We start from the raw sequence: 22,020 nt of genomic DNA, 5'->3' as shown, positions 1-22,020 counted from the left end.
TAAAAATCTCTAAAAAAAGAATGCAACTAAGCTTTTATGAAAGTGGCCAATCCAAATTTATAAAAATTAGCTAAACCTTACATTTTTGTAGGATTTTTTTAATACAATTCTTTTAGAGGTGATAAAAATGCCAAGAGTGAAATACACCGAGAGTGACATCGATTTAATGGCAAGGATGATGAGAGCAGAAGCAGAAGGTGAAGGCAAACTAGGAATGCTGATGGTTGGCAATGTTATTGTTAATCGGCTAAAGGCTAATTGTTTAGATTTTAAAGACTTACGATCAGTGCGAGATGTTATTTATCAAGTGCAGGGAGGAAATTATTCTTTTGAGGCCGTTCAAAAAGGGAATGTTTTTTACCAAAGAGCAAGAGGTATAGAAAAAAAATTAGCTAAACAAAATCTTGAATATTGGAGAGAACATCCTTCAAAGTTTGCACTTTGGTACTTTAATCCTTATGCTGCATGTCCACCTACATGGTACGATCAACCTATCACAGGACAATACAAACAACATTGCTATTACGAACCAAAGCCTAACACATGCGAAGGTGCTTACGTTTGGTAAAAGTAAATCCCCACATTTGTGGGGATTTTTGTTATTAATCTTTCGTATTAGAATCATTTGCATTTTTTGGATCGAAACATTGAAAACAAAATAGCTCTGATTGATCGTTTAGCTCTCCATTTAAAAATCCGTCAATACAATATATCGTCTTTCTACATTCAATACAAATCCCTACTTTTTCGACCATAATAATTTTCCCATACTAAAATAATTCGTAATGAACGAGTTCATTTTTTGGAGTACTATCCTTTTTACTTGGGGCTTCTCTTTGATATCCCAAACCTAAGACCGCAACAACCCTTCGATCAGCAGGAATGTGAAGGGTTTTTCTAACATATTCTTCTCTTTGTTCAGATTCTACTTCATCCTCCATATTAAAAACCGCTCCAAAAGCACAACCAAGTCCTTCGTTAACTGCTGATAACCAAATATAACTACACGCAATAGATGCATCCTGCAGCCAATACTTGCTAATTTCAGGACGCCCTGTAACAATAATCGCAGCTTGCGCTTCTTTCAACCACTTCATATATGGTGTTGTATGGTAAAGAAGATCTAATGTCTCACGATTTGTTACAACAATAAATTCTCTAGAAGGCAAGTTGTTACCAGTCGGGGCTAAACAAGCTTGATTAAGAAGTTCCTTCATCACTTCTTTTGGAATTTTTTCTTCTAAAAAACTTGTAATTTCTCTACGTTTCTTAATCACCTGAGTAAATTCCATTCTTTTCCCCTCCACAATAAAGATATATTTTATATACATCTTTATTTCACCAAATATAGGAAAAGAAATCAATCATTTCATCTTATGTAAAGGAATTACCTTGTCATTATTACTATTTGCTAATCTTTCCATCTTTCTTTTCACTTCGATTAAATGTATTTAATACATTTTGAAAAAGTTCAGGATTATTCGTAAATACACCGTTAACTCCCCATAACAATGCGTTTTCCATTTCTTCCTCGTCATTTATTGTGTAGGGATGAATGTCAAGACCACTTTTCCTAGCCTTTTCTACATATGCTTGATCGATAGATTGAAAGTTAGGAGCAATTCCGATCGCGTATTTTTTAATAGTAGCTAGTTGTTTGTCCGAAATACAGGCTTTATCTGTATAATCAAGAAGCTGAACTAAAGGGATGTTAGGGTTTAGCTCGTGAATTTTTTCTAAGCTTTCTGAACTGAATGATTGGATAATCACATGGTTAGAATCATCATTATGGCTGGTAAGCTGATAGATATCTAGAAGTTCTAGTAGTTTTTCCTCCATATTTCGATATATTATTGGTGATTTTGTTTCAATATAATAATTAGCTTCTTTTCTAAACGTTTGAAAAATTCCCTCTAAAGTAGGTACTTCCAATTTTTCAAAAGCTTCGTTTGCATACTTCGGGTACATGTCATTAAACCACGAACCAGCATCCAATTTCTTAATTTCATTCAATGTCATATCTTTAACGAATCCAGTTCCATTTGTTGTACGATCCACCGTTTCATCATGCATGGCAACAAGATGACCATCCTTTGTCATTTGCAAATCTATTTCGATATAACTCCCATTAACCTTCTCCCCCAGTTTATAAGATGCAATCGTATGTTCAGGTGCATGTCCTGAAGCACCACGGTGCGCAACAATTAAATGGCTTGTATTAGATTTTGAAGAATTCACTTGTTGTGATAATGGAATTTGTAATTTAGAAATCATAAGAACAACGATCGTGATAAAGAAAAATGCCGGCGCCAATTTTTTCATATTCATACAACAAACTCCCTCAAGTAATGTATATCTCTCACTTTAAAGGGAGTTTGTAAATTTCAAGCTTCTTTTTTGTAAATTTTTTCTTTATACTTACCACCGATTTTTTTCTAGTTCAATCAGTCCATCGAAAAAACTTCATTCCAATGATGGAGCAAGAAACAAAAATCATAGCTAAAACCCCAATATCACCCAAGGCTTGTGCTGTAAAAAGCATCCCGTTCCAACCATCTCTTAACACATTTACAACATAAGTTAAAGGAACAATGATCGCTATTTTTTGTAAAATTTCAGGTAGAGTTTCAAGCGGAAGCGTTGCACCTGATAAAAACATCATCGGATACATGGCGACCATGGCGATTCCTAGTGCTGTTTGCATTCTTTTCACCAGACTAGAAACGAGAAAACCTAATGAAAAAAATGTGATCGAACAAAATGTTAATGAAAGGAAAAATTCGATTGGACTTTTTGTTAAATTCGTAGAAAATCCAAATTTTGATATAAGCAAAATTTCTATGACGCCAATATAAATCGCAAAAAATCCTTTTATAATCGTTGCAGTAAAAATGGCTTTTTGATTAATTGGCGTTCCTTTAAGCCGCTTATAAACTCCTTTTTCCCGGTCAATCACTACTTGAAGCCCCATTGAGAAAAATGCTGTTGTAAAAATAATAATCGCAATCATACTTGGAATATAAGCCTGAAAATAATCCAACCCATCATAGGAATTTGTTTTAAACATTAACCCAAATACAACAAAACTAACTCCTGGTACAATAAACGTAAAAAGTAACGCTAATGTTTCACGAAAAAATAATGTTAATTCCATTTTTGTATGTGTAATAACTGACTGCATGTTTACTCCTCCTTTAATGACCTACCGCGTATTCTAAGTAAACATCTTCCATTGAACCTTTATCATTCAATGATTGAATTAACTTAATAGGCTCATCACATGCAACCAGTTTGCCTTTTTTTATGATTGCGATTCGATCACAATGCCTTTGTGCTTCATCCATATAATGAGTCGAGAGAATAATTGTTTTACCTTCCGCTCTAAACTTGTTTATAGCCTTCCATAGTTCAAATCGTGCCTGTGGATCTAATCCAGTAGTTGGTTCATCTAAGAAAACAATCTCTGGATCGTTCACCAGCGCTAGTGCAAGAGACGTTCGCTGCTGCCAACCACCTGATAAATTTTTAACATATTTATTGAGATAAGGCTCAAGTTCAAGTGTTGAAATGATTTCTTTTAAGTCTCGTCTTTTTTCATAATAAGAACTAAATAGATTAAGTGCCTCTTTTACTTTAATCCGATCATAAAGAGCTGTTTGCTGAAGCTGAATCCCAATTTTTTGTTTCATTTCATTTGAAGCTAATATCATATCCATCCCTAAAACCCTCACTGATCCAGAATCGGGCTTTCTAAGTCCCATCATCATCTCTAATGTTGTTGATTTTCCAGCTCCATTTGCCCCGATAATACCAAGTACCTCTCCTTTTCTAACCTGTAGGGTAATTCCATCAACTGCTATAACATCTCCGTAACTTTTCACAATATGTTCAAGTTCAATTACATTTACCATCTTCCCAACTCCTTTTGTCTTGGCTCTATTTATAACCTTATCTTACAAACTGAGTCTTAATTTAATCTTAACTGAACCATATTTTACTATTAAACTTACATGTAATTGATCAAAGGGTAATGCAAAATAAAGAGGTATAACACTAATGTGCTATACCTCTTTAACAGGAAGTTCTATGATAAAATTCGTTTTCCCACGCACGGGCTTTGTATCGAGTATGATCTTCCCTTCATGCTTTTCGATAATTTTCTTTGTAATAGCTAATCCTAAACCAGAGCCACCGTCTTTCTTTCTACTTTTATCTCCTCTCACAAAGGGATCAAATAATGTATTGGTCAGGTCGTCTTTAATACCAATACCATCATCTCCAATTTCTAGACTGATACAATTCGCCTTTTTTGTTAACGTGATAAACACTGCTGTTTGTTCGGGATTGTACTTAGCAGCGTTTTCTAATAAGTTTGAAATAGCACGGTATAAAAGCTTCGAGTCAAATTCATATATCAATTTAGTAGTTGGAATATCAATGATTAGCTCCATTTTCTTCTCTGAGAATAACTGATAATATTCTACAATAACTTCTCTATAAAACTCACAAAGATCTTTTTTCTCTATATTCATTCGGGAGTCCGGAGTTTCCAGTTTTGTAAACATAAAAAGCTCATCAATTAAAATTGTTACTCTCACAGACTTATCATGGATATACTTTACATAACGTTTTACTTGTTCTTCGTCTTCCACAAAACCTTCATATAATGCTTTTGAATATCCTTGTATAGTTGTCATGGGTGTTTTTAAATCATGAGAAAGATCTGCCAACATTCTTTTCTTACTTTCTTCAAGTTGTTCTTTTTCTTCCATTAGTCGCTGCAAATTTTCATTTAATTCTTTGTATCTAAGTGATGCTCTCATAATAAACGGTAATATTCCCCCACCAAATAATGGGGGCAGAAAGCTAATCAGTAAATGCAGTTGATCAGGAAAGATGGTCTGATAAATAAGGTAAACACTAGAAACTGTATAAAGCATACTTAAACCGTACATCCATTTTAACGGCACCTGAACAACAAGGTACACATAAACAAAAACGATATATAAATACATCGGATTGTAAAAATACGCAAAAATAAGGGTAATTATAATCTCACTTGTTAATAAAAGTTTCATTAATCCCTTATTCCAGAACATCTGTCGGTAGATAATGACAAATGCAAGCATTAACAATAAACCAGGGTACATTTTATTTGGAGGTTCTTGTAATAAAAAGTAAAATGGAATACACATGTTGGCTATATACAAATATGGAAGAAGTCCTTCTTCCTTTGGAAACAGCGTGAAAGTCAAATTCATCCCTTCCCCAATATTAATAAATTTCTGAAATAAACTAGCATTATTTATTTTGATAAGGCTATTAAAATGGGGCATTCACTTTTTCTCGAAAAAAATAGACCTACTAAAAGGCCAATATATTCTTTTTTTCAAATTTGTACCCCAATCCTCTAACCGTTTTTATGTAGATTGGTTTTTTCGGATTTTCCTCAATCTTATCTCTGAGCTTTGAAATATGGACATTAATCGTGTTGTCTTCTTCACCACCAATATAATAATCATTCCATGCTCTTTCGAAAATTTGCTGCTTTGTAAACACCCTTCCAGGAGTTTCCATCAACATCTCAATAATCTTATACTCTATTTTAGTTAACTGAATGATCTTTTCCTGTTTTATAATTGCAAACGAATCCTCGTCTAAAGTAAGATCACCGACAATTTTTTTTCTGTATTTATAATCTTCTGGTTGCGTTGTTGTTTCTATGGAATAGTTATAACTCCTTCTTAAAAGTGCTTGAACTCGCGCAACAACTTCCAAAGGATTAAATGGCTTTTGAATAAAATCATCCGCTCCTAAACTCAGCCCTTCTATCTTGTCTTGATCTTCCTGCTTTGCCGAGATAATAATAATTGGGACTCTCAACGTTTCTCTTACTTTTTTAATAAGCTGATATCCATCAATAATCGGCATCATTATATCCACAAGCATTAAATCTATTTTTTCTTTCGCAATTAGTTGAAAGGCATCCATTCCATCATGGGCTTCGATAATTTGAAAGCCTTCTTTTTTCAAGTATAGGCTGAGCAATTCTGTAATCTCTGGTTGATCATCAACAATTAAAATAGTTCTACTCACCACTGGTCCTTCTCTCTATGTATAATAGATCTTTTGTCATCTATCTTTAGTATAGCAAGCTATGAATAAAGTGAATAGAAAAATTTGTCATTTTCAAACAGAGAAAAAGCTTACCTCTCTTCTTTTATAAGGTAAGCTTCTTATAAGTAGTCTATAAACAATGTAGTATTTTTAGGATTAAAGCATTTTCTTAAATGTTCTAGCTTGCTCATCTAGTTGTTGTGCGGATATGCCAATACTTTTAAACTCCTGCATCGCTTGATTAATCAATTCTTGACTGCTTGTTATTCCAGTTCGTGAACGCTGAGTTACATCACTGATTTTAACAATTTCTCCTGTAATTCCTTCGATATGTGCATTAACTTCTTGAACAGAATCTTGTACACGATTTGCTAGTTTTCTAACTTCATCTGCTACAACGTTAAAACCTCTTCCATTTTCACCAGCACGTGCCGCTTCTATCGCTGCATTTAAAGCTAAAAGATTGGTTTGCGATGCAATTTCTCTTATTGTTTTTGTAATGTTTTCAATAGAAGATGCTTTTTGTTTTAACATCTTTAATATTTCTAAGTTTTCTCCAGAATGTGAGACAAGCTCCGCATTTGCCTCTGCGACATCTTCACTTTTTGAAATTCCTTGCTCAGCCCGATCTAAAAGATCAGCCGACATTTGCTGTAAACGCGATGCAACGTCTACTGTATGATTTTCTCGTGCAGTAATATCTGTAGCAATTTTGACAACACCTTGCACGATCCCATTTTCATCTAAAACTGGTGTATAAGTAGCTTCAAGCCAAATATGTCGACCTGTTTTGGTTACACGCTGTATTTTTTCTTGAAAACTTTTTCCATTCCGTAAATTTCTCCAAAACACTAGGTATTCTCTTCCCTTAGAAAATTCTTCTGTACAAAATTTACTATGTAGAAGGTTAGGCATTTCATCCATGTGATATTCCATTGTTTTGGCAAAATTTTCATTTGCCCATAACACTTTTCCATTTGGATCAAACTCAATCATTGCAACTGATCGTTCTATTGCAGCTAGAACGGCTCCTTCCTCTAAAACTTGGGAGGATTTGGAAGCATTTGCTAATTTAGATACTAACATAATAAATGTCCTCAATTCTGCCCTAATATTTTTATGAAAAATTATTGTTCACTCATTTATCATAGTTCAAAAATACTATAGATGTAAAACTTAAACCCTCTAGATCTAGTAATATTTATACATTCTTAACATTTAATCGTTTTTCCTATTAACCTAGTAATGTCGAAAAATACGATTGATGATTTCTACAATATTCAACAAAATCAATCATAATCCCGAAATATGTATTTAACCTAAAAAATAAACACTATATCTCTATACTAAAAATGTTTTAGAGTACCTGCTTAGTACTCATTTGGACAGTAAAGGTACACACATTGTCACTTTTATTTGTGAAGACAGGTACTTCTTTTCAATATCACGTTTCTGTTTTATAATTTTTATAAATCAAAAAAGGAGGTTAAAAGATGTAGGTTGTTTTTTCTACCCAAAACTAAAATTGAATATAAGTGAGGGAGAAAAAATGAAAACACCATCTTTTAAACACCTTTGGCTCGGACAGTTACTAGCAAACAGTGGTGATGTTTTTTACATTGTTGGGCTTATGGCCATTATCCATGAGCAAACAGGATCAGCTGTTTATTTAGCAATTGTTCCGTTTATCATCACTGTTGCGAAATTCAGTAGCGGTTTTATAGCACCACTGCTTTTGGACCAATATCGATTAAAATCGCTGTTGGTTTTTTCACAACTAGGTAAGACATTGTTCCTTTTCACTATGCAAATGACAACGATCTTCTTCTCATGGAATCTCGTCATCACCTTTGTTTTTGTGTTTTTCATTTCTTTTTTTGATGGATGGGCAACACCAGCCAGAAATGCAATGCTGCCTCGTCTTGTCCACAGAGATGAATTAGTAAAAGCAAACAGTTTTGTTTCTACCTTAGATCAAACGGTTCAACTCGGAGGTTGGGCATCAGGAGGAATAATCGTTGCCCTAATTGGTGGGAATAAAGTGATTTGGCTCACTCTAAGCTTATTTATTCTGTCAACGTTTTTTATGCAATTGCTTAGAGATGAGACTAAACAAATTGTTAATGAAAACACAGTTTTTTCTAGATGGGAATCACTGAAGGAAGGTTGGCTTTATATTTGGGAAGTTCCGTCGCTCAGATCGATTTCTTTCATTTATGTTTTAGAATATTTTGCGAGTGCAGTGTGGATTGCAGCAATTCTCTATGTTTATGTTGATGAAATATTAGGGAAAGATCAGGCATGGTGGGGTTATATTAATGCAACCTTTTTTCTTGGTCTTGTCATTGGAGGGCTTTTTGCCGTGAAGTTTGCAAGGGGGGTTGATACACATCTTCCTAATGTTATCATCATTTCTTCATTTGGAATTTGTATTGGCACCTTTACCTTCGGGTTTACTTCATCACCGCTAGCTGCCCTCTTTCTTTCAGCATTATGTGGATTTTTAGAGCAAGTGAAAAGCATATCGTTACAAACGTCCCTACAAAGAGCTGCTTCAATTGATCAATTACCTAAAATTTATGCTGCACAAGGTACGCTGCTTTCTCTTGTTTTTGCTGTTTCCTCAGTTACATTTGGATTTTTAACAGAGTTGTACTCTGTTAGTATTTCTTTTATCATAGCAGCATTATTATTATTAAGTTCAGCAATATATTTAGCTATTAAAAAGAAAATTTTGTCATAGTAGATACAAATGACTAAAAAAGACACGTTAGTATGACGTGTCTTTTTTGTTTCAAGGTAAATGCAGATTAAGACCTCGTTTTTGAACCAGAGGTTTGCTTTATTTTGAGTAACGATTTGAATGTATTTCTCAGACAATAGGGAGTAGTCCAACCTATTCCCCGCTTTCTTGTTTTTCCCATTTTGCAACTTCCGAACGTACCAAAGGAGCTACTTCTTTTCCTAAAAGTTCAATCGCTCTCATCACATCATCATGAGGCATGCTTCCAACTGGCACATGCAGCATAAAACGTGTGATTCCTACATTTTTTCTGAGATAAATGATTTTCTCAGCAACTGTTTTGGGATCTCCTACATACAATGCCCCCTCAAGAGTGCGAGCGGTATCAAAGCTTCCTCTTGTATATGGACTCCAGCCGCGTTCTTTACCTAATTTGTTCATCACATATTGAGTTGATGGGAAAAATTTATCGGCTGCTTCTTCTGTTGTATCTGCAATAAACCCGTGAGAATGTGAGGCTACGGTTAGCTTGGACATGTCGTGGCCAGCATGAGCTACAGCTTTTTTATATAATTGTACAAGCGGCTCAAATTGTACAGGCATTCCTCCGATAATAGCCAATACGAGCGGTAACCCAAGAATACCTGCACGAATAACAGATTCAGAATTCCCTCCACTTCCAATCCAAACTGGTAGAGGATCTTGAACTGGTCGTGGATAAACACCTCGGTTATGTATAGCTGGTCGATGTCCGCCTTTCCATGATACTGTTTCAGATTCTCGGATTTTTAATAACAATGCAAGATTTTCTTCAAACAATTCATCATAATCTTTTAAATCAAAACCGAATAAAGGGAACGATTCAATAAATGAACCTCGTCCTGCCATAATTTCTGCTCGTCCATTCGAAATGGCATCAAGTGTTGCAAAATCTTGAAAAACACGAACTGGATCAGCTGATGATAACACCGTAACCGCACTTGTTAACCGAATATTCTTTGTTTGTGAGGCAGCAGCAGATAAAATAACTGCTGGACTAGAAGATGCGAAATCTTCACGATGGTGCTCACCAACGCCAAATACATCTAGACCAACTTGGTCTGCAAGGACAATTTCCTCTACGACTTCTCGTATTCTCTCGGCATGACTTATTACCTTGCCTGTTTTCACATCTGGTGTTGTTTCAACAAAGGTACTTACTCCTATTTCCATTGTTGTTCCTCCTATTTTTATGGATAGTTAGAATTATAACAAAAAGTTTTAAATTTCTCTTTATAAGTACTTTTACTTATTAGCAAATTAACTCTACTTCAAAGTTAATAAGCACACCTGATAATGAAATGCTTAAATGTAATGACGGATTAGAATGAATAGAACGATCTTTTTCAATACATACTCCATTCATCCTCTAACAAACCAATTCAATTGCCAGGCAAAATAAATGTAAGCCCCTCATATAAAAGTTTAAATATAAATCCACGTCAGGAAACCTCACATGTTCAAAGACAATCTCAACATGTCCGTGTCATAATCGATAACAGGAATTATTTAAACGTTAAGGGGGCATATAACAATGAGTCACGAACAGTTAAACAAAAGACTCTTGATTATTGCGACCTTCGGTATGGTTATTGCTTTTACTGTTTGGAATGCGTTTTCTCCAATCATTAATGAAATTGGAAAAATGTATGATCTTAACACAACTGAAAAGAGTATTCTTATTGCTATACCGGTTTTATTAGGGTCAGTTATGAGGGTTCCATTAGGGATCTTTACGGAGCGTTTTGGTGGTCGAAAAGTTTATACACTTTTACTCTTGTTTTTAGTCATACCACTAATGATCACAGGGTTTTCCAGTTCCTATATCATGCTTTTAATTAGTGCTTTTTTTATTGGATTAGCTGGTGCTTCATTCGCCGTTTCGATGACATTTGTATCGAAATGGACACCAAAAGAGAAACAAGGAACGGCTCTAGGAATCAATGCTTTAGGAAACATCGGTACTGCAGTGGCTTCTTTTTCTCTGCCATCACTAGTTTTAATTGTAGGAATTCAATGGATTTTCTGGGGATTAATTATTCCAGTACTTATGATGGCCGCGATTATCTGGTTTTTCACACCTGAAACAACCAACACAAATTCAACAAAAACTATAAAAAATGAGTTATCAGTACTAAAATATAAGCAAACATGGATTCTTTCGTTATTTTATTTTGTAACGTTTGGGATATTTGTTGCTTTTGGCATCTACTTACCTACTCTTCTAATGGATTTATTCCAGCTCTCAGCAATTGATGCAGGAATGAAGGCTGCAGGATTTATTGTGATTGCAACATTTATACGACCTTTCGGAGGTTATTTTTCAGATAAGTTAAACCCTGGGAAAATTTTAACTAGTGTTTTCCTCGTGATTATTTTCTGTGGCCTCCTCCTTACATTGGCAGTCGAAAACTTCTATATCATGACGTTTGCTAGCTTACTTTTAGCTTTTGCGGTAGGCATTGGAAATGGTGCTGTTTTTAAACTTGTTCCTAATCTATTCCCAACTTCTACTGGTACTGTAACAGGTATTGTTGGAGCAGCTGGTGGTATTGGTGGATTTTTCCCACCAATTTTATTAGGGGTTATTAAAGACCAAACAGGGGCTTACTCGTTAGGTTTTGTTTTTCTCATTATATTAACAATCATTTGCCTTTGGTTTAATAAGAGTGAGTATGATAAAAGAATAAATACAAAACAGGTAAGAAGGATTCATATAGCAAAATAGGAATGTGAATGAACACTCCTATTTCGCTTCAACCTTTAGTATTTACTTGCACACTTCCTACTTACCATCTACCACTTCTTTAAAAATCTCATACGAACGCTTTTGTTTTTCAGTATCATAAATGTAGGAAACAGCCATGATTTCATCAACATTATATTTTTCTTGGAAGTTTGTTAATTGTTGATGAATTGAATTTTTACTTCCCAGCAATGTCACACTGGACATCGACGTTGCCATTTCTCTTTCGTGTGGCTGCCAAATGTCATCCATACTTTCTACTGGTGGTTGCAATGGATTTTGTGTACCACGCACAACATTTAAGAAAAATTGTTGCATTGAGGTTTGTTCCCATCTCGCCTCTTCGTCACTCTCAGCTGCAATCACGTTTAGACATACCGTCATATATGGTTGATCTAAATATTCAGATGGTTGGAATCTTGCTCGATAAATTGAAATGGCTTCCTCCATATATCGCGGAGCAAAATGAGAAGCAAATACATATGGTAAGCCTAGTTTAGCTGCTAAGTATGCAGAATCTGTTGAAGAACCAAGAATATATATAGGAATATTTGTACCAACTCCTGGATGTGCTTTCACATAATCTTGACGCTCCATCGGACCAAAATAAGTAAGTAATGAATTAACATCTTCCGGAAATGTATAAACAGAATCGTTTTTCGATCGTCTTAACGCACTTGCTGTCATCATATCTGTCCCTGGTGCACGACCTAAACCTAAATCGAGACGATTTGGATAAATAGTAGCCATTGTTCCAAATTGTTCAGCAACAACCAGTGGAGAATGGTTTGGCAGCATAATTCCTCCAGAACCTACACGAATTCTTTCCGTGTTTTCCAGAGTATGTTTAATTAAAATGGCTGTAGCAGAGCTTACAAGTGTTGATGTGTTATGATGCTCTGCAATCCAGTATCGTGAGTATCCCATTTTTTCTGTTGCCTGCGCTAAATCAACCATAGAATCGATTGCATCTTTAGCTTCCTGCCCTTTACGAATAGGAACCAAATTCAAAACAGAAACAGGTATTTGTATATTTGACATAGTAATTGTCCTTTCTTTCATCAAATTCTTTACTATCGTACCAATTTAAATCGAAGAAAAAAAATTTTATGCTTACTTCATTTCAATTCGAAATTCGAAATTCTTTTCCTTGACCTCGTCTCCAATATATGTCCTTTCAACAAACTTAACTTCCTCACTCTTCATGAATAGTACTGTCGAAGATCTTGTACCATATTCCGGTGTTTTTATAAATAATGGAGAAAGCTTTCGTTCCCATTCAATAGACACTCCAGTGCTTGGTAATTCTGAATCAGCAGCTGGATCCTCATATTGTAGGCTTGAAAATAAACACTCTGTCAAATTTTCACGTGCATTATTCAAACAGGTTTGTAATCCTTTCTTCCCTTTACGGACTTTAGGCCATGGTGTGTCAAGTAAGGAATTACTTAAGCCATACAAACCTGGTTCAAGTAATTTTATTTGATTTTCTACGTTTGAATAATAGTAAAGTGCATCTTGATCTCCAACAAGTAAATTAAATCCTGGGTAATATTCACGATTTTTTTGTATCTTATCCAAGTAGTCCTTGGGATTTTCATTGAATTGCAGGAATCGACTCACTAATTCACCACGTGAACGTAGTTGTTTCTTATCAATGGCTGAGCTTCGGTAATTCGTAAGTGCTGCAAATCGGCCGTTTTTTGTAACTCCCATCCATGTTCCCATTTTCTCTAAGTCTCTTCCTGCTAATATAGATGGGACATCTTCCCAAAACGCAGCTTGAGCTGTAGATCGTTTATAAAATTCATCACGATTTGCAGAAAGTATTAGACGATATACTGGATCTATTTTGTACGCAAAATTAATTAAACACATTCAGGTCACTTCCTAACAATCAATTGTGGTCTTATTGTTTATATTTTACAAAAAATCACTCATTACTTCTTCTATAGTGACTTTTTGAAACACAAAAAAGGCTGCTGTTTTACAGCAACCTGAATAAAAATATAGACTATATTAGATTAAACGAGTTGTCACAATACCTTCAATTTGAGTAATTTTCTCTTCTAATTGAGGAATGATGTCCCCATTTACTTCGTTGTCAATATCAATCATTGTGTATGCATACTCACCGCGGCTTCTGTTTACCATGTCTGCAATATTCAAGTTATAGCTTGAAATGGCTTGAGTAATTTGACCAACCATATTTGGCACGTTTTTATGGAAAGTTGCTACACGACGTTTTCCTGTGTATGGAAGAGACGCATTCGGGAAGTTTACTGAATTACGAATGTTTCCTGTTTCTAAGAATTCCTTCACTTGACGTGCTGCCATAATTGCACAATTTTCCTCAGATTCTTGTGTAGATGCCCCAAGATGTGGAATCGGTACAACGTTTGTCATTTTTAAAACGTTTTGATTAGGGAAATCTGTTACATATTTCCCTACTTTTCCACTTTCTAATGCTACCTTCATATCATCCTCATTTACAAGCTCACCGCGTGAGAAGTTCATAATATGAACACCTTGCTTCATGATGCTAAATGTTTCTTGGTTAAACATACCTCTTGTATCGTTAGTTAATGGAACGTGTACTGTAATATAGTCAGAGTTAGCATAAAGCTGCTCAAGGCTCATTGCACGTTGAACTTTACGAGATAAATTCCAAGCAGTATCTACAGAAATAAATGGGTCGAATCCGATCACATCCATATCTAGCCCAAGAGCGTCGTTCGCTACTAGCGCACCAATCGCACCTAAACCGATAACTCCTAGCGTTTTACCTTTGATCTCTTTCCCAACAAATTGTTTTTTGCCCGCTTCGACAAGCTTAGGAATTTGATCGCCCTCACCATCTAATGTTTTCGTCCATTCAACACCTGCAAAAAGGTTACGTGAAGAAGCCATCAGAGTTGTTAGTACCATTTCTTTTACTGCATTTGCATTCGCACCAGGAGTATTGAATACAACAATACCTTGCTCTGTGCATTTATCAACTGGAATATTGTTTACGCCCGCACCTGCACGTGCAATAGCTTTTAAGTTGTTTGCAAATTCCATTGAATGCATGTTAAAGCTGCGAAGAACAATTGCATCAGGGTTTTCACTATTATTGTCGATAGCGTAATTACCTTTGTTAAATACATTTAAACCGACTTCCGCAATGTTATTTAACGTTTTAATTGTCTTTACTTTTTCTAATGTTGTTGTACTCATCTTTCGATCTCCTCTTTTCATCAGGTAAGTTTTCAAATTTTATGAATATTTTCATTTTAATAGAATAATGGAATTATAACATAGTTTACTCGAATTATCCTCTCCTATTAAACAGAAAAAGGCAAGGGGAGATTTCCCTTACCTTTGCCCAGGCGAACGGCTTCGACACTATGTGCTCCCTCACGGTTATCCGCGTTTCGCCAGTTACACATAGCCTTTGAATTAAATACATTTTAACACAATTCGCGTGAACTTCAACATTAATTTTAAGAATATTCTTGTTTAAACTTTTGAGTACTAATCCCTGTCATTTTATACTCAATAATTAAACGTTTACAAAATACTACCTCTAGTTTCTACCTTTTTTATATTGCATCATTTCCTGGGGAAGCGCAAATACTGACTTATTTCTCCAATCTTTTTAACATCTAGTAAAGATTATGAAGATTATGAGTCAGTAAAAATATACTTTGCGGTTACCTCCATCAATTTCTCAATCTGATGTTTATCTTTGCTGAACTTTGATGAAGTTACTAGTCTATTTTTTTCGTCAAAGTACTTTCCGGTAACTGATTGTAACTCAGGTGATGTTGCTAAATATAAGTATGTTTGAGCCATTTCATCGGGAGAGAGGGAAAACTTACTTTTTATTGAATACATAAACTTCATAAGTTGAGATAAGTTTGGATAACGTTCAATATCAATTTTCACATTGGTTACTCTTATACAATTCACTGTAATTTTTGTGTTTTTCAACTTATCGGAAAGCCAATATGTGTACATCACTTGAGCAAGTTTTGATTGATAATACGCTGTTTCAACTCGAAAATTCTCGTTGGTAAATTCAGGATTAGCATAATTGATTTTTAAAAACGGGTGTAAAACTAAACCTTGTGAAGCAATTGTAATAATTCGACCTTGTTCACTTTGTTTTAGTTTATCTAGTAATAGTTCTGTCAACAAAACAGGTCCAACGTGGTTTGTTGCCCAAACAGTTTCGATGTTTTCATCTGAATATTGAGGTGCTTTTCTACTTATATCAAAATCAGCTGCATTGTGAATAAGAACGTCGATGAGGCTGTGATTAGATATTAATTCATTTACTGCAGATCTAATACAACGTTGAGAACTCATATCTAGTAGTAATAATTCCGCAGAATTGCTGTTACTTTTCTCCTTTATTTCTTTTAATGCAGCCAAACCTCTTTTTTCATCTCTGCAACCGATAATAATTTTCACCCCATGTTTTGCTAGTTGAATGGCTGCAGCTTTTCCAATACCCGAATTTCCACCAGTTATTAAGCATGTTTTGCTGGCCATACGTTCACTCCTTTTACTTGGCAAAACTTCTTTAATAAAATCACATCTTCATTATTGCAAAATAACATAATTGACAATTAGTTAACATAATATTATTATTAATTATAGATGGGGAATACTTTACTATTTCACCAGCCAATGATCTGGTGTTTTTAAACCAAGTGGTAACCTCGTATCACGATTTCCATTAGCGGAATTTATTTGAGCTTGTGTTAGAAAAATACATCCCGTTAAATTTGCTCCACTTAAGTTTGCATCACGTAAATCTGCACCAAGAAGGTCAGTTACTCTCATATCAGCTTCTCTTAAATCAGCTGCAATAAGCAGTGCTCCTCTTAAATTTGCTCCTTTTAGGTTAGCTGTTCTTAACTTCGCACCTATAAAATCACTTCTTTTTTCATGTCTTTTTTGAGCTTTGTTTGCTTGTGAACGGACTAGCTCACTTACTTTTTGTAGTAACTCACTCACACCAGCTCTATGGACATGGAGATTCAACTCGAGTATAGACTTAGGATTTTGAGCAGTGAGAGCCTCCGTTTTCTCAATCATATCTCTTAGATTTTTATAAATAGGTTTAGCTTCTGCTCGCTGTAATGCTTCTGTTAAATAACAAAGCATTTCATGAAGCTGCTGCATAATTGGAAACACATCGTACATTTCTTTCGCTATTGCTGGGTGTTCACGCCAATCTTTCCCTTTATATGTCATTTGGGAAACCTTCTGTCCTGCCCCAAAGCATTCATAAACTGTACACCCGCGATATCCTGTATTTCGTAAGTTTTTATGAATTTTACAGCGATAATCTTCTTGAAGATTTTCACATGGCGATCCACTAGCTTTATCTTTAGCAAAGTCTGCTGATTTTGCATAAGGTAAGGCCACACAACAAAGCCCAAAACAATTTACACAATCAGCGCTATATTTTTCACTAATTAGTAGTTTCGTAGACAAGAATTACACTTCCTTTAAAAAACCTCATTATATCTAAAATTACCTTGCAATAATACCATATAATAACAATTGCAGGTATAGATTATCACTAACTTGTAAATAAAAATGTTTCAGCCTTAAGGATAAATGCCTTCTTAACTTTAATACTTGAACCAATAGTAATAGCTTAATGGAACAATACTTACTAACATTATGAATCTAATATGCTTTCTTTTTTCCTTACTTTCAGAGCTGATTCTACCAAAGAAAAAATATAGCGATCCTAAAATAAATACAACATAGACTAGAATTTTTAGAAAAATATCCATTGTTCCTCCTTAACCTAAAAAAGAAAGCTATCAAATTGAGAGCTTTCTTTACATATAATTCAAGCTTAGGCCAATATAAATACATGCAGTTAAGGCAATAAATCCAGAGAAAAATAACCCCTTATGTAACCTGGACCAATTTTTCATCCAGCCCCATCTCTTTTGTTCAACATCAAGCCAAAAGAAATCAATGACAATGGCTGCGATTAATATAAGATAAACAGTAAATGCCCCCATCTGCATTGGAAAACCTCCTACCATTTAGAGCTTTTTCCATTATAACATTTATTGTAATATTTTCCAAATCCTAAAGTTACCCATTCAATTACCAAACAAAAAATCCTTTTGAAACTCATTTTATTTTTTTATATAGTCTTCCCATAATCATAGTATGATAATATTGTCCATCAGATAGCAACTTATCATTTTTTAGTATGCCTTCTACTTCAAAACCGAATTTTTTGTAAAGCTCAATTGCGGTAACATTGGTTTCTAAAACACTAAGCGTTACTTTCTTGATACCAGTAGAATCAGCCCATTTTAGAGATTCACCTAAAAGATTTCTTCCAATACCATATCCCCAAAATTCCTTTAACACACAAATTCCAAATTCCACTTTATGAGCTAATCTTTTCAACCCACTTCCCTCACATCGTGAAAAACCTACAATTTTATTATTTACTTCAACGACCAAAAAAAGGTTGCATTGCTTTTCAGTATCTTCTTTTATTAACTGGTTAAAACCAGCTTCATCTATATATGCTTCACCGGGTTCTCTGTCTAGATTTTCCGTTTCACCATCAATCCTAACTCTCAGTTCTGATAAGACGAATGCATCGTTTTCTTCTGCAGATCTTATCATATACTTCAATTGATTTTGTTCAAATTCTTGTTGCTTTATCTTCATTTTTATTTCCCTCCAATTGCTGTTAACTCATAAAATTTAAACTTGATCAATAGTTACGATTCCAAGAACTGGTCCAATCGCTAATAGTATGAAAACCCACTCCCACCCCATAATTTATCGAGCAATGCCCCCTACCACACATCCAATCCCTCCTGCAATTCTACTTGAAAGCAATGAGGAAAAGGCGATAATCCAATGTGAAACCTCAGGTGATTAGTTGTAAAAACTAGCAGCTAAGAATGTAGGCAGCCATGTCCACATCGCATACAATTCCCACATATGCCCGAAATACCCATATTATGCTTGTTTCTACCAGTTTCTGTCCCGATTCCTCATGTATCGAGACACTTCATGCTTGCCTCTCACGTTTTCTGTCCCGATTCCCCATGTATCGAGACACATCATACTTGTTTCAAACAGGTTCTGTCCTGTTTCTCCCTCTATCGAGACACTTCATACTTGCTTCTACCAGTTTCTGTCCTGATTCTCCTTATATCGAGACACATCATGCGTGCCTCTCACGTTTTCTGTCCCGATTCCCCATGTATCGAGACACTTCATACTTGTTTCAACCAGGTTCTGTCCTGTTTCTCCCTCTATCGAGACACTTCATACTTGCTTCTACCAGTTTCCGTCCCAATTCCCCATGTATCGAGACATTTCTTGCTTGCTTCTACCAGTTTCTGTCCCGATTCCCCATGTATCGAGACACTTCATACTTGCTTCCACCAGTTTCTGTCCCGATTCTCCTTATATCGAGACACTTCATGCTTGCCTCTCACGTTTTCTGTCCCGATTCCCCATGTATCGAGACACTTCATGCTTGCTTCTACCAGTTTCTGTCCCGATTCTCCCTCTATCGAGACACTTCTTGCTTGCTTCTACCAGTTTCTGTCCCGATTCTCCGCCTATCGAGACACTTCTTGCTTGCCTCTCACGTTTTCTGTCCCGATTCTCCTTCTATCGAGACATATCATGCTTGTTTCTACCAGTTTCTGTCCCGATTCTCCCTCTATCGAGACTCATCATGCTTGCTTCTACCAGTTTCTGTCCCGATTCTCCCTCTATCGAGACACATTATGCTTGCTTCTCACGTTTTCTGTCCCGATTCTCCTTCTATCGAGACACATCTTGCTTGCCTCTCACGTTTTTTGTCCCGATTCTCCTTATATCGAGACACATCATACTTGCTTCTACCAGCTTCCGTCCCGATTCCCCATGTATCGAGACACATCATACTTGCTTCCACCAGTTTCTGTCCCGATTCCCCATGTTTCGAGACACTTCATGCTTGCTTCTACCAGTCTCTGTCCCAATTCTCCCTCTATCGAGACACATTATGCTGTTACACCTTCGTTCTTATCCCGACAGGAAAACACCGCTCAACACAAAATAACCCAGCACCAATTTCAAGTGCATGGGTCATCTACTCTATAATTTATAACAATGCATCAGCTTCTACAATTTCCAGCGTAAGGTTTCCTGAAGATGATAAATCAATTTCGTATGGTGCTACTTCCTGGTCTTCTTCGTCACGAATGATCCGGATTTCCGGCCGTCCTACTGAATGGAAATTGTATTTAGTGACAATTCCTGTTCTTCCGTCATTTAATTTAACAGTTAGTCCTTGTGGATAGATCGCAATGCAGTCTTTAAATAACTTCAATTGATCTGTATCAAATTGCGTGCCACTTCCCGAATACAAAAGCTCCATTCCCTGGTGTGGAAGCATAGCTGGGCGATAGACTCTGTGACTTGTTACCGCGTCGAACACATCAGCCACACTTAAAATTTTTGCATAGTGATGAATTTCGTTTCCTTTCAGTCCCCTTGGATAACCCGCTCCATCAATTCTTTCATGATGCTGAAGAGCACAATGCGCAACAACATAAGGTACTTCATGTACTTTTCTTAAAATATCAAAACCTAGTTGTGAATGTGATTTCATTTGTTCAAATTCTTCTTGTGTTAATCGACCAGGCTTGTTTAGCACTTCAGGCTTTACGAAGATTTTTCCAAGGTCATGTAATAATGCTCCTAAGCCAATTTCTTCAATTTCTTTTGTTTGAAGACCGTTTTTTATTGCAAGCTGACACGAATAGATTGTTACGTTCAAGCTATGGGTATACACATGACTTTCATGTATTTTTGTGGTAGCAAGCAGATTTAGGACAGTTGGGTTTTCGGTTAAGATCGTTAAAATATCCTTGAATATACGTTGAAAATTTCTAATTGTTTTTTCCGTTTCCATCATACCCTTGACGGTAGGTTTCGTAATATTTATATCTGCAATTGTATTTAATCCATCTGTAATAACATTCGTTGCTTCATTTAATAATTCAACAGGTATAGATTCAATAATATCGATACCTTCTGATGCTGTATCTTCTATGTATACTGTATTAATATTAAGATTTTTAAGTCTGTTAATAAAGCTATCAGTAAGTTCCGTTCCTTTTGTTAGTAGAATTTTGCCATTTTCACTATAAATAGATCTTCCTAGCTTTATTCCCGATGAGCATCGCTCTAATCTAACTAAACGCATTCTTTCTTGCTCCTGTCTCACATGTAATCCTTGAAAAAGTTAAGATTAATGCGTCTTCACTATGTGTTCGGTTAACCAGCACATTAATTCTTTTCTTGATGTCTTTTTCATGTCATACTTAATGTCTCTTACTGTCGATTATAGTCAATTTTTCTTTATATTTCAATGAAAGTTCGTGATCATCATATTCAGGAAATAAAATGATAAAGTTTGCAGTTATAAATTACTATATTAAAATATCAATATGTCATTCCTACTATAAAGTTAATAGTTTATTTTGCAACTTACGATAATAACCACTACTCACTAATCCCTTCGCACCTCTTAGTATTTCATTTGAATAATGTTCAGGTGGTGCAACTTCTTCCTTCTTATTCTTAACAAGAAATGTAAGGACATTTTTATGTATGACACCATTTATCACTACATTTATAAATGCAGGGCGGTAAATGTTAGCTAATACTCCTTCTCGTTCATACAAATAATGCAAGGCTTCCTGATTTATTTCATATACTTTTCCTTCTACAAGATCATCTGCTTCTATCATATCCGCGCGACTTCCGTCATGAAAATGAACCGTAAAGGCTAAAGAAAAATTTGTGGCATGACCACAGCCTACGATGTTTTCAAACAAGTGCTCTACTTTCCCTAGCTTGAATCTCTCATTATCCATACATGAACCATAAGCAAAATAAAGTAATTTAGATTTATTTGTATATAGGTGACATTTCCAGTCACCACCTTTAATCATAGGCAGATTTTCTACTTTTTTATGTATGTAACAATATACATGGGCTTGTTCTGAGTGATGATCAGTAAAAATGGTTTGAGTTATTCGTTCGTATTCGTTATTGATCCCTTCTTTTTTGTAGCCCTCTAACCAGTCTAGCTTTTCTAATATAGTTTCATTTACTTGATATAACTCTCCGTATATTCTTTTTACCTTATCTGTAATCATCGCTGGATAACCTAAACCTGTATCAAAAAGAATTCCATAAGTCCAGCATTGCTTCGCAAGACACACTGCTCCATTTAGCAAATGATGATTGAATTCATGTTCACGGAGTGTACCATACACAAAAACCTTATATGTCTTTTCCATGGAAAAATGTCCTCCTCTATATA

Annotated in this window: 21 protein-coding genes and 1 riboswitch; of the genes, 3 read left to right on the top strand and 18 right to left on the bottom strand. The window is 35.4% G+C overall.

Annotation, left to right across the window (positions count from 1 at the left end; translation table 11 throughout):
• Window positions 1-127: 127 nt before the first annotated feature.
• The gene (locus ACEWK1_RS09160; RefSeq protein WP_121662260.1) at window positions 128-568 is read left to right on the top strand and encodes a cell wall hydrolase; all 441 of its coding nucleotides are present in this window, start codon (window positions 128-130) and stop codon (window positions 566-568) included.
• Window positions 569-770: 202 nt separating this feature from the next.
• Here the strand turns inward: ACEWK1_RS09160 and ACEWK1_RS09155 are convergent, their stop codons facing one another.
• From ACEWK1_RS09155 to ACEWK1_RS09125, 7 genes are all read right to left on the bottom strand, one after another.
• The gene (locus ACEWK1_RS09155) at window positions 771-1,292 is read right to left on the bottom strand and encodes a nitroreductase family protein (protein ID WP_212134024.1); all 522 of its coding nucleotides are present in this window, start codon (window positions 1,290-1,292) and stop codon (window positions 771-773) included.
• A gap of 112 nt (window positions 1,293-1,404) precedes the next feature.
• Window positions 1,405-2,322, bottom strand: a complete 918-nt coding sequence (locus ACEWK1_RS09150) for a glycerophosphodiester phosphodiesterase (RefSeq protein WP_212135106.1) — start codon at window positions 2,320-2,322, stop codon at window positions 1,405-1,407.
• A gap of 118 nt (window positions 2,323-2,440) precedes the next feature.
• Window positions 2,441-3,181: an ABC transporter permease gene (locus ACEWK1_RS09145; RefSeq protein WP_212134026.1), complete on the bottom strand. Its 741-nt coding sequence runs from the start codon at window positions 3,179-3,181 to the stop codon at window positions 2,441-2,443.
• Between the two features lie 13 nt (window positions 3,182-3,194).
• Window positions 3,195-3,911, bottom strand: coding sequence for an ABC transporter ATP-binding protein (locus ACEWK1_RS09140; RefSeq protein ID WP_212134028.1), 717 nt, complete (start codon window positions 3,909-3,911; stop codon window positions 3,195-3,197).
• 150 nt (window positions 3,912-4,061) lie between these two features.
• On the bottom strand, window positions 4,062-5,261 hold the full coding sequence (locus tag ACEWK1_RS09135) for a sensor histidine kinase (protein WP_121662264.1): 1,200 nt from the start codon (window positions 5,259-5,261) through the stop codon (window positions 4,062-4,064).
• Between the two features lie 103 nt (window positions 5,262-5,364).
• Complete coding sequence (locus ACEWK1_RS09130) at window positions 5,365-6,096, bottom strand: response regulator transcription factor (RefSeq protein ID WP_212134029.1); 732 nt, start codon at window positions 6,094-6,096, stop codon at window positions 5,365-5,367.
• 177 nt (window positions 6,097-6,273) lie between these two features.
• Window positions 6,274-7,203: a methyl-accepting chemotaxis protein gene (locus tag ACEWK1_RS09125; RefSeq protein ID WP_212134032.1), complete on the bottom strand. Its 930-nt coding sequence runs from the start codon at window positions 7,201-7,203 to the stop codon at window positions 6,274-6,276.
• Window positions 7,204-7,666: 463 nt separating this feature from the next.
• On the opposite strand from ACEWK1_RS09125, the gene ACEWK1_RS09120 reads away from it, so the two are divergent.
• Window positions 7,667-8,860: an MFS transporter gene (locus tag ACEWK1_RS09120; RefSeq protein WP_212134033.1), complete on the top strand. Its 1,194-nt coding sequence runs from the start codon at window positions 7,667-7,669 to the stop codon at window positions 8,858-8,860.
• Between the two features lie 153 nt (window positions 8,861-9,013).
• On the opposite strand, the gene ACEWK1_RS09115 is transcribed toward ACEWK1_RS09120, so the two are convergent.
• Window positions 9,014-10,072: an LLM class flavin-dependent oxidoreductase gene (locus ACEWK1_RS09115; protein WP_121662268.1), complete on the bottom strand. Its 1,059-nt coding sequence runs from the start codon at window positions 10,070-10,072 to the stop codon at window positions 9,014-9,016.
• 361 nt (window positions 10,073-10,433) lie between these two features.
• Here ACEWK1_RS09115 and ACEWK1_RS09110 point away from each other — a divergent pair, with 361 nt between their 5' ends.
• Window positions 10,434-11,627 carry an MFS transporter gene (locus tag ACEWK1_RS09110; RefSeq protein WP_212134034.1) on the top strand — a complete coding sequence of 398 codons (1,194 nt, stop codon included), beginning with the start codon at window positions 10,434-10,436 and terminating at the stop codon, window positions 11,625-11,627.
• A 57-nt stretch (window positions 11,628-11,684) separates the two neighbouring features.
• Here ACEWK1_RS09110 and ACEWK1_RS09105 read toward each other — a convergent pair whose 3' ends face one another.
• From ACEWK1_RS09105 to ACEWK1_RS09060, 10 genes are all read right to left on the bottom strand, one after another.
• Complete coding sequence (locus ACEWK1_RS09105; protein ID WP_212134035.1) at window positions 11,685-12,686, bottom strand: LLM class flavin-dependent oxidoreductase; 1,002 nt, start codon at window positions 12,684-12,686, stop codon at window positions 11,685-11,687.
• A gap of 72 nt (window positions 12,687-12,758) precedes the next feature.
• Window positions 12,759-13,523, bottom strand: coding sequence for an NRDE family protein (locus tag ACEWK1_RS09100; protein WP_212134036.1), 765 nt, complete (start codon window positions 13,521-13,523; stop codon window positions 12,759-12,761).
• A 141-nt stretch (window positions 13,524-13,664) separates the two neighbouring features.
• Window positions 13,665-14,864 carry a phosphoglycerate dehydrogenase gene (locus tag ACEWK1_RS09095; protein WP_121662272.1) on the bottom strand — a complete coding sequence of 400 codons (1,200 nt, stop codon included), beginning with the start codon at window positions 14,862-14,864 and terminating at the stop codon, window positions 13,665-13,667.
• 139 nt (window positions 14,865-15,003) lie between these two features.
• A riboswitch (ZMP/ZTP riboswitch) is annotated at window positions 15,004-15,082 on the bottom strand.
• Window positions 15,083-15,311: 229 nt separating this feature from the next.
• Complete coding sequence (locus ACEWK1_RS09090) at window positions 15,312-16,184, bottom strand: SDR family NAD(P)-dependent oxidoreductase (RefSeq protein ID WP_212134037.1); 873 nt, start codon at window positions 16,182-16,184, stop codon at window positions 15,312-15,314.
• A 123-nt stretch (window positions 16,185-16,307) separates the two neighbouring features.
• Window positions 16,308-17,135, bottom strand: a complete 828-nt coding sequence (locus tag ACEWK1_RS09085; protein ID WP_232273358.1) for a pentapeptide repeat-containing protein — start codon at window positions 17,133-17,135, stop codon at window positions 16,308-16,310.
• Window positions 17,136-17,491: 356 nt separating this feature from the next.
• Complete coding sequence (locus ACEWK1_RS09080; RefSeq protein ID WP_232273357.1) at window positions 17,492-17,686, bottom strand: hypothetical protein; 195 nt, start codon at window positions 17,684-17,686, stop codon at window positions 17,492-17,494.
• Between the two features lie 109 nt (window positions 17,687-17,795).
• The gene (locus ACEWK1_RS09075; protein WP_212134038.1) at window positions 17,796-18,350 is read right to left on the bottom strand and encodes a GNAT family N-acetyltransferase; all 555 of its coding nucleotides are present in this window, start codon (window positions 18,348-18,350) and stop codon (window positions 17,796-17,798) included.
• 1,193 nt (window positions 18,351-19,543) lie between these two features.
• Window positions 19,544-19,666: a hypothetical protein gene (locus ACEWK1_RS09070; protein ID WP_269671078.1), complete on the bottom strand. Its 123-nt coding sequence runs from the start codon at window positions 19,664-19,666 to the stop codon at window positions 19,544-19,546.
• Between the two features lie 122 nt (window positions 19,667-19,788).
• Entirely contained in the window at window positions 19,789-20,895 is a 1,107-nt protein-coding gene (locus ACEWK1_RS09065; RefSeq protein WP_121662277.1) for an HD-GYP domain-containing protein, read from the bottom strand.
• 256 nt (window positions 20,896-21,151) lie between these two features.
• A complete protein-coding gene (locus tag ACEWK1_RS09060) occupies window positions 21,152-21,997 on the bottom strand; it encodes a gamma-glutamylcyclotransferase (RefSeq protein ID WP_212134040.1) in 846 nt (281 codons plus the stop codon).
• Window positions 21,998-22,020: the final 23 nt, after the last annotated feature.

This window comes from Metabacillus sp. YM-086 (genome assembly GCF_048059995.1).
GTDB classification, from domain to species: Bacteria; Bacillota; Bacilli; order Bacillales; family Bacillaceae; genus Metabacillus; species Metabacillus litoralis_B.
This window is presented reverse-complemented; position numbering and strand designations above follow the sequence as displayed.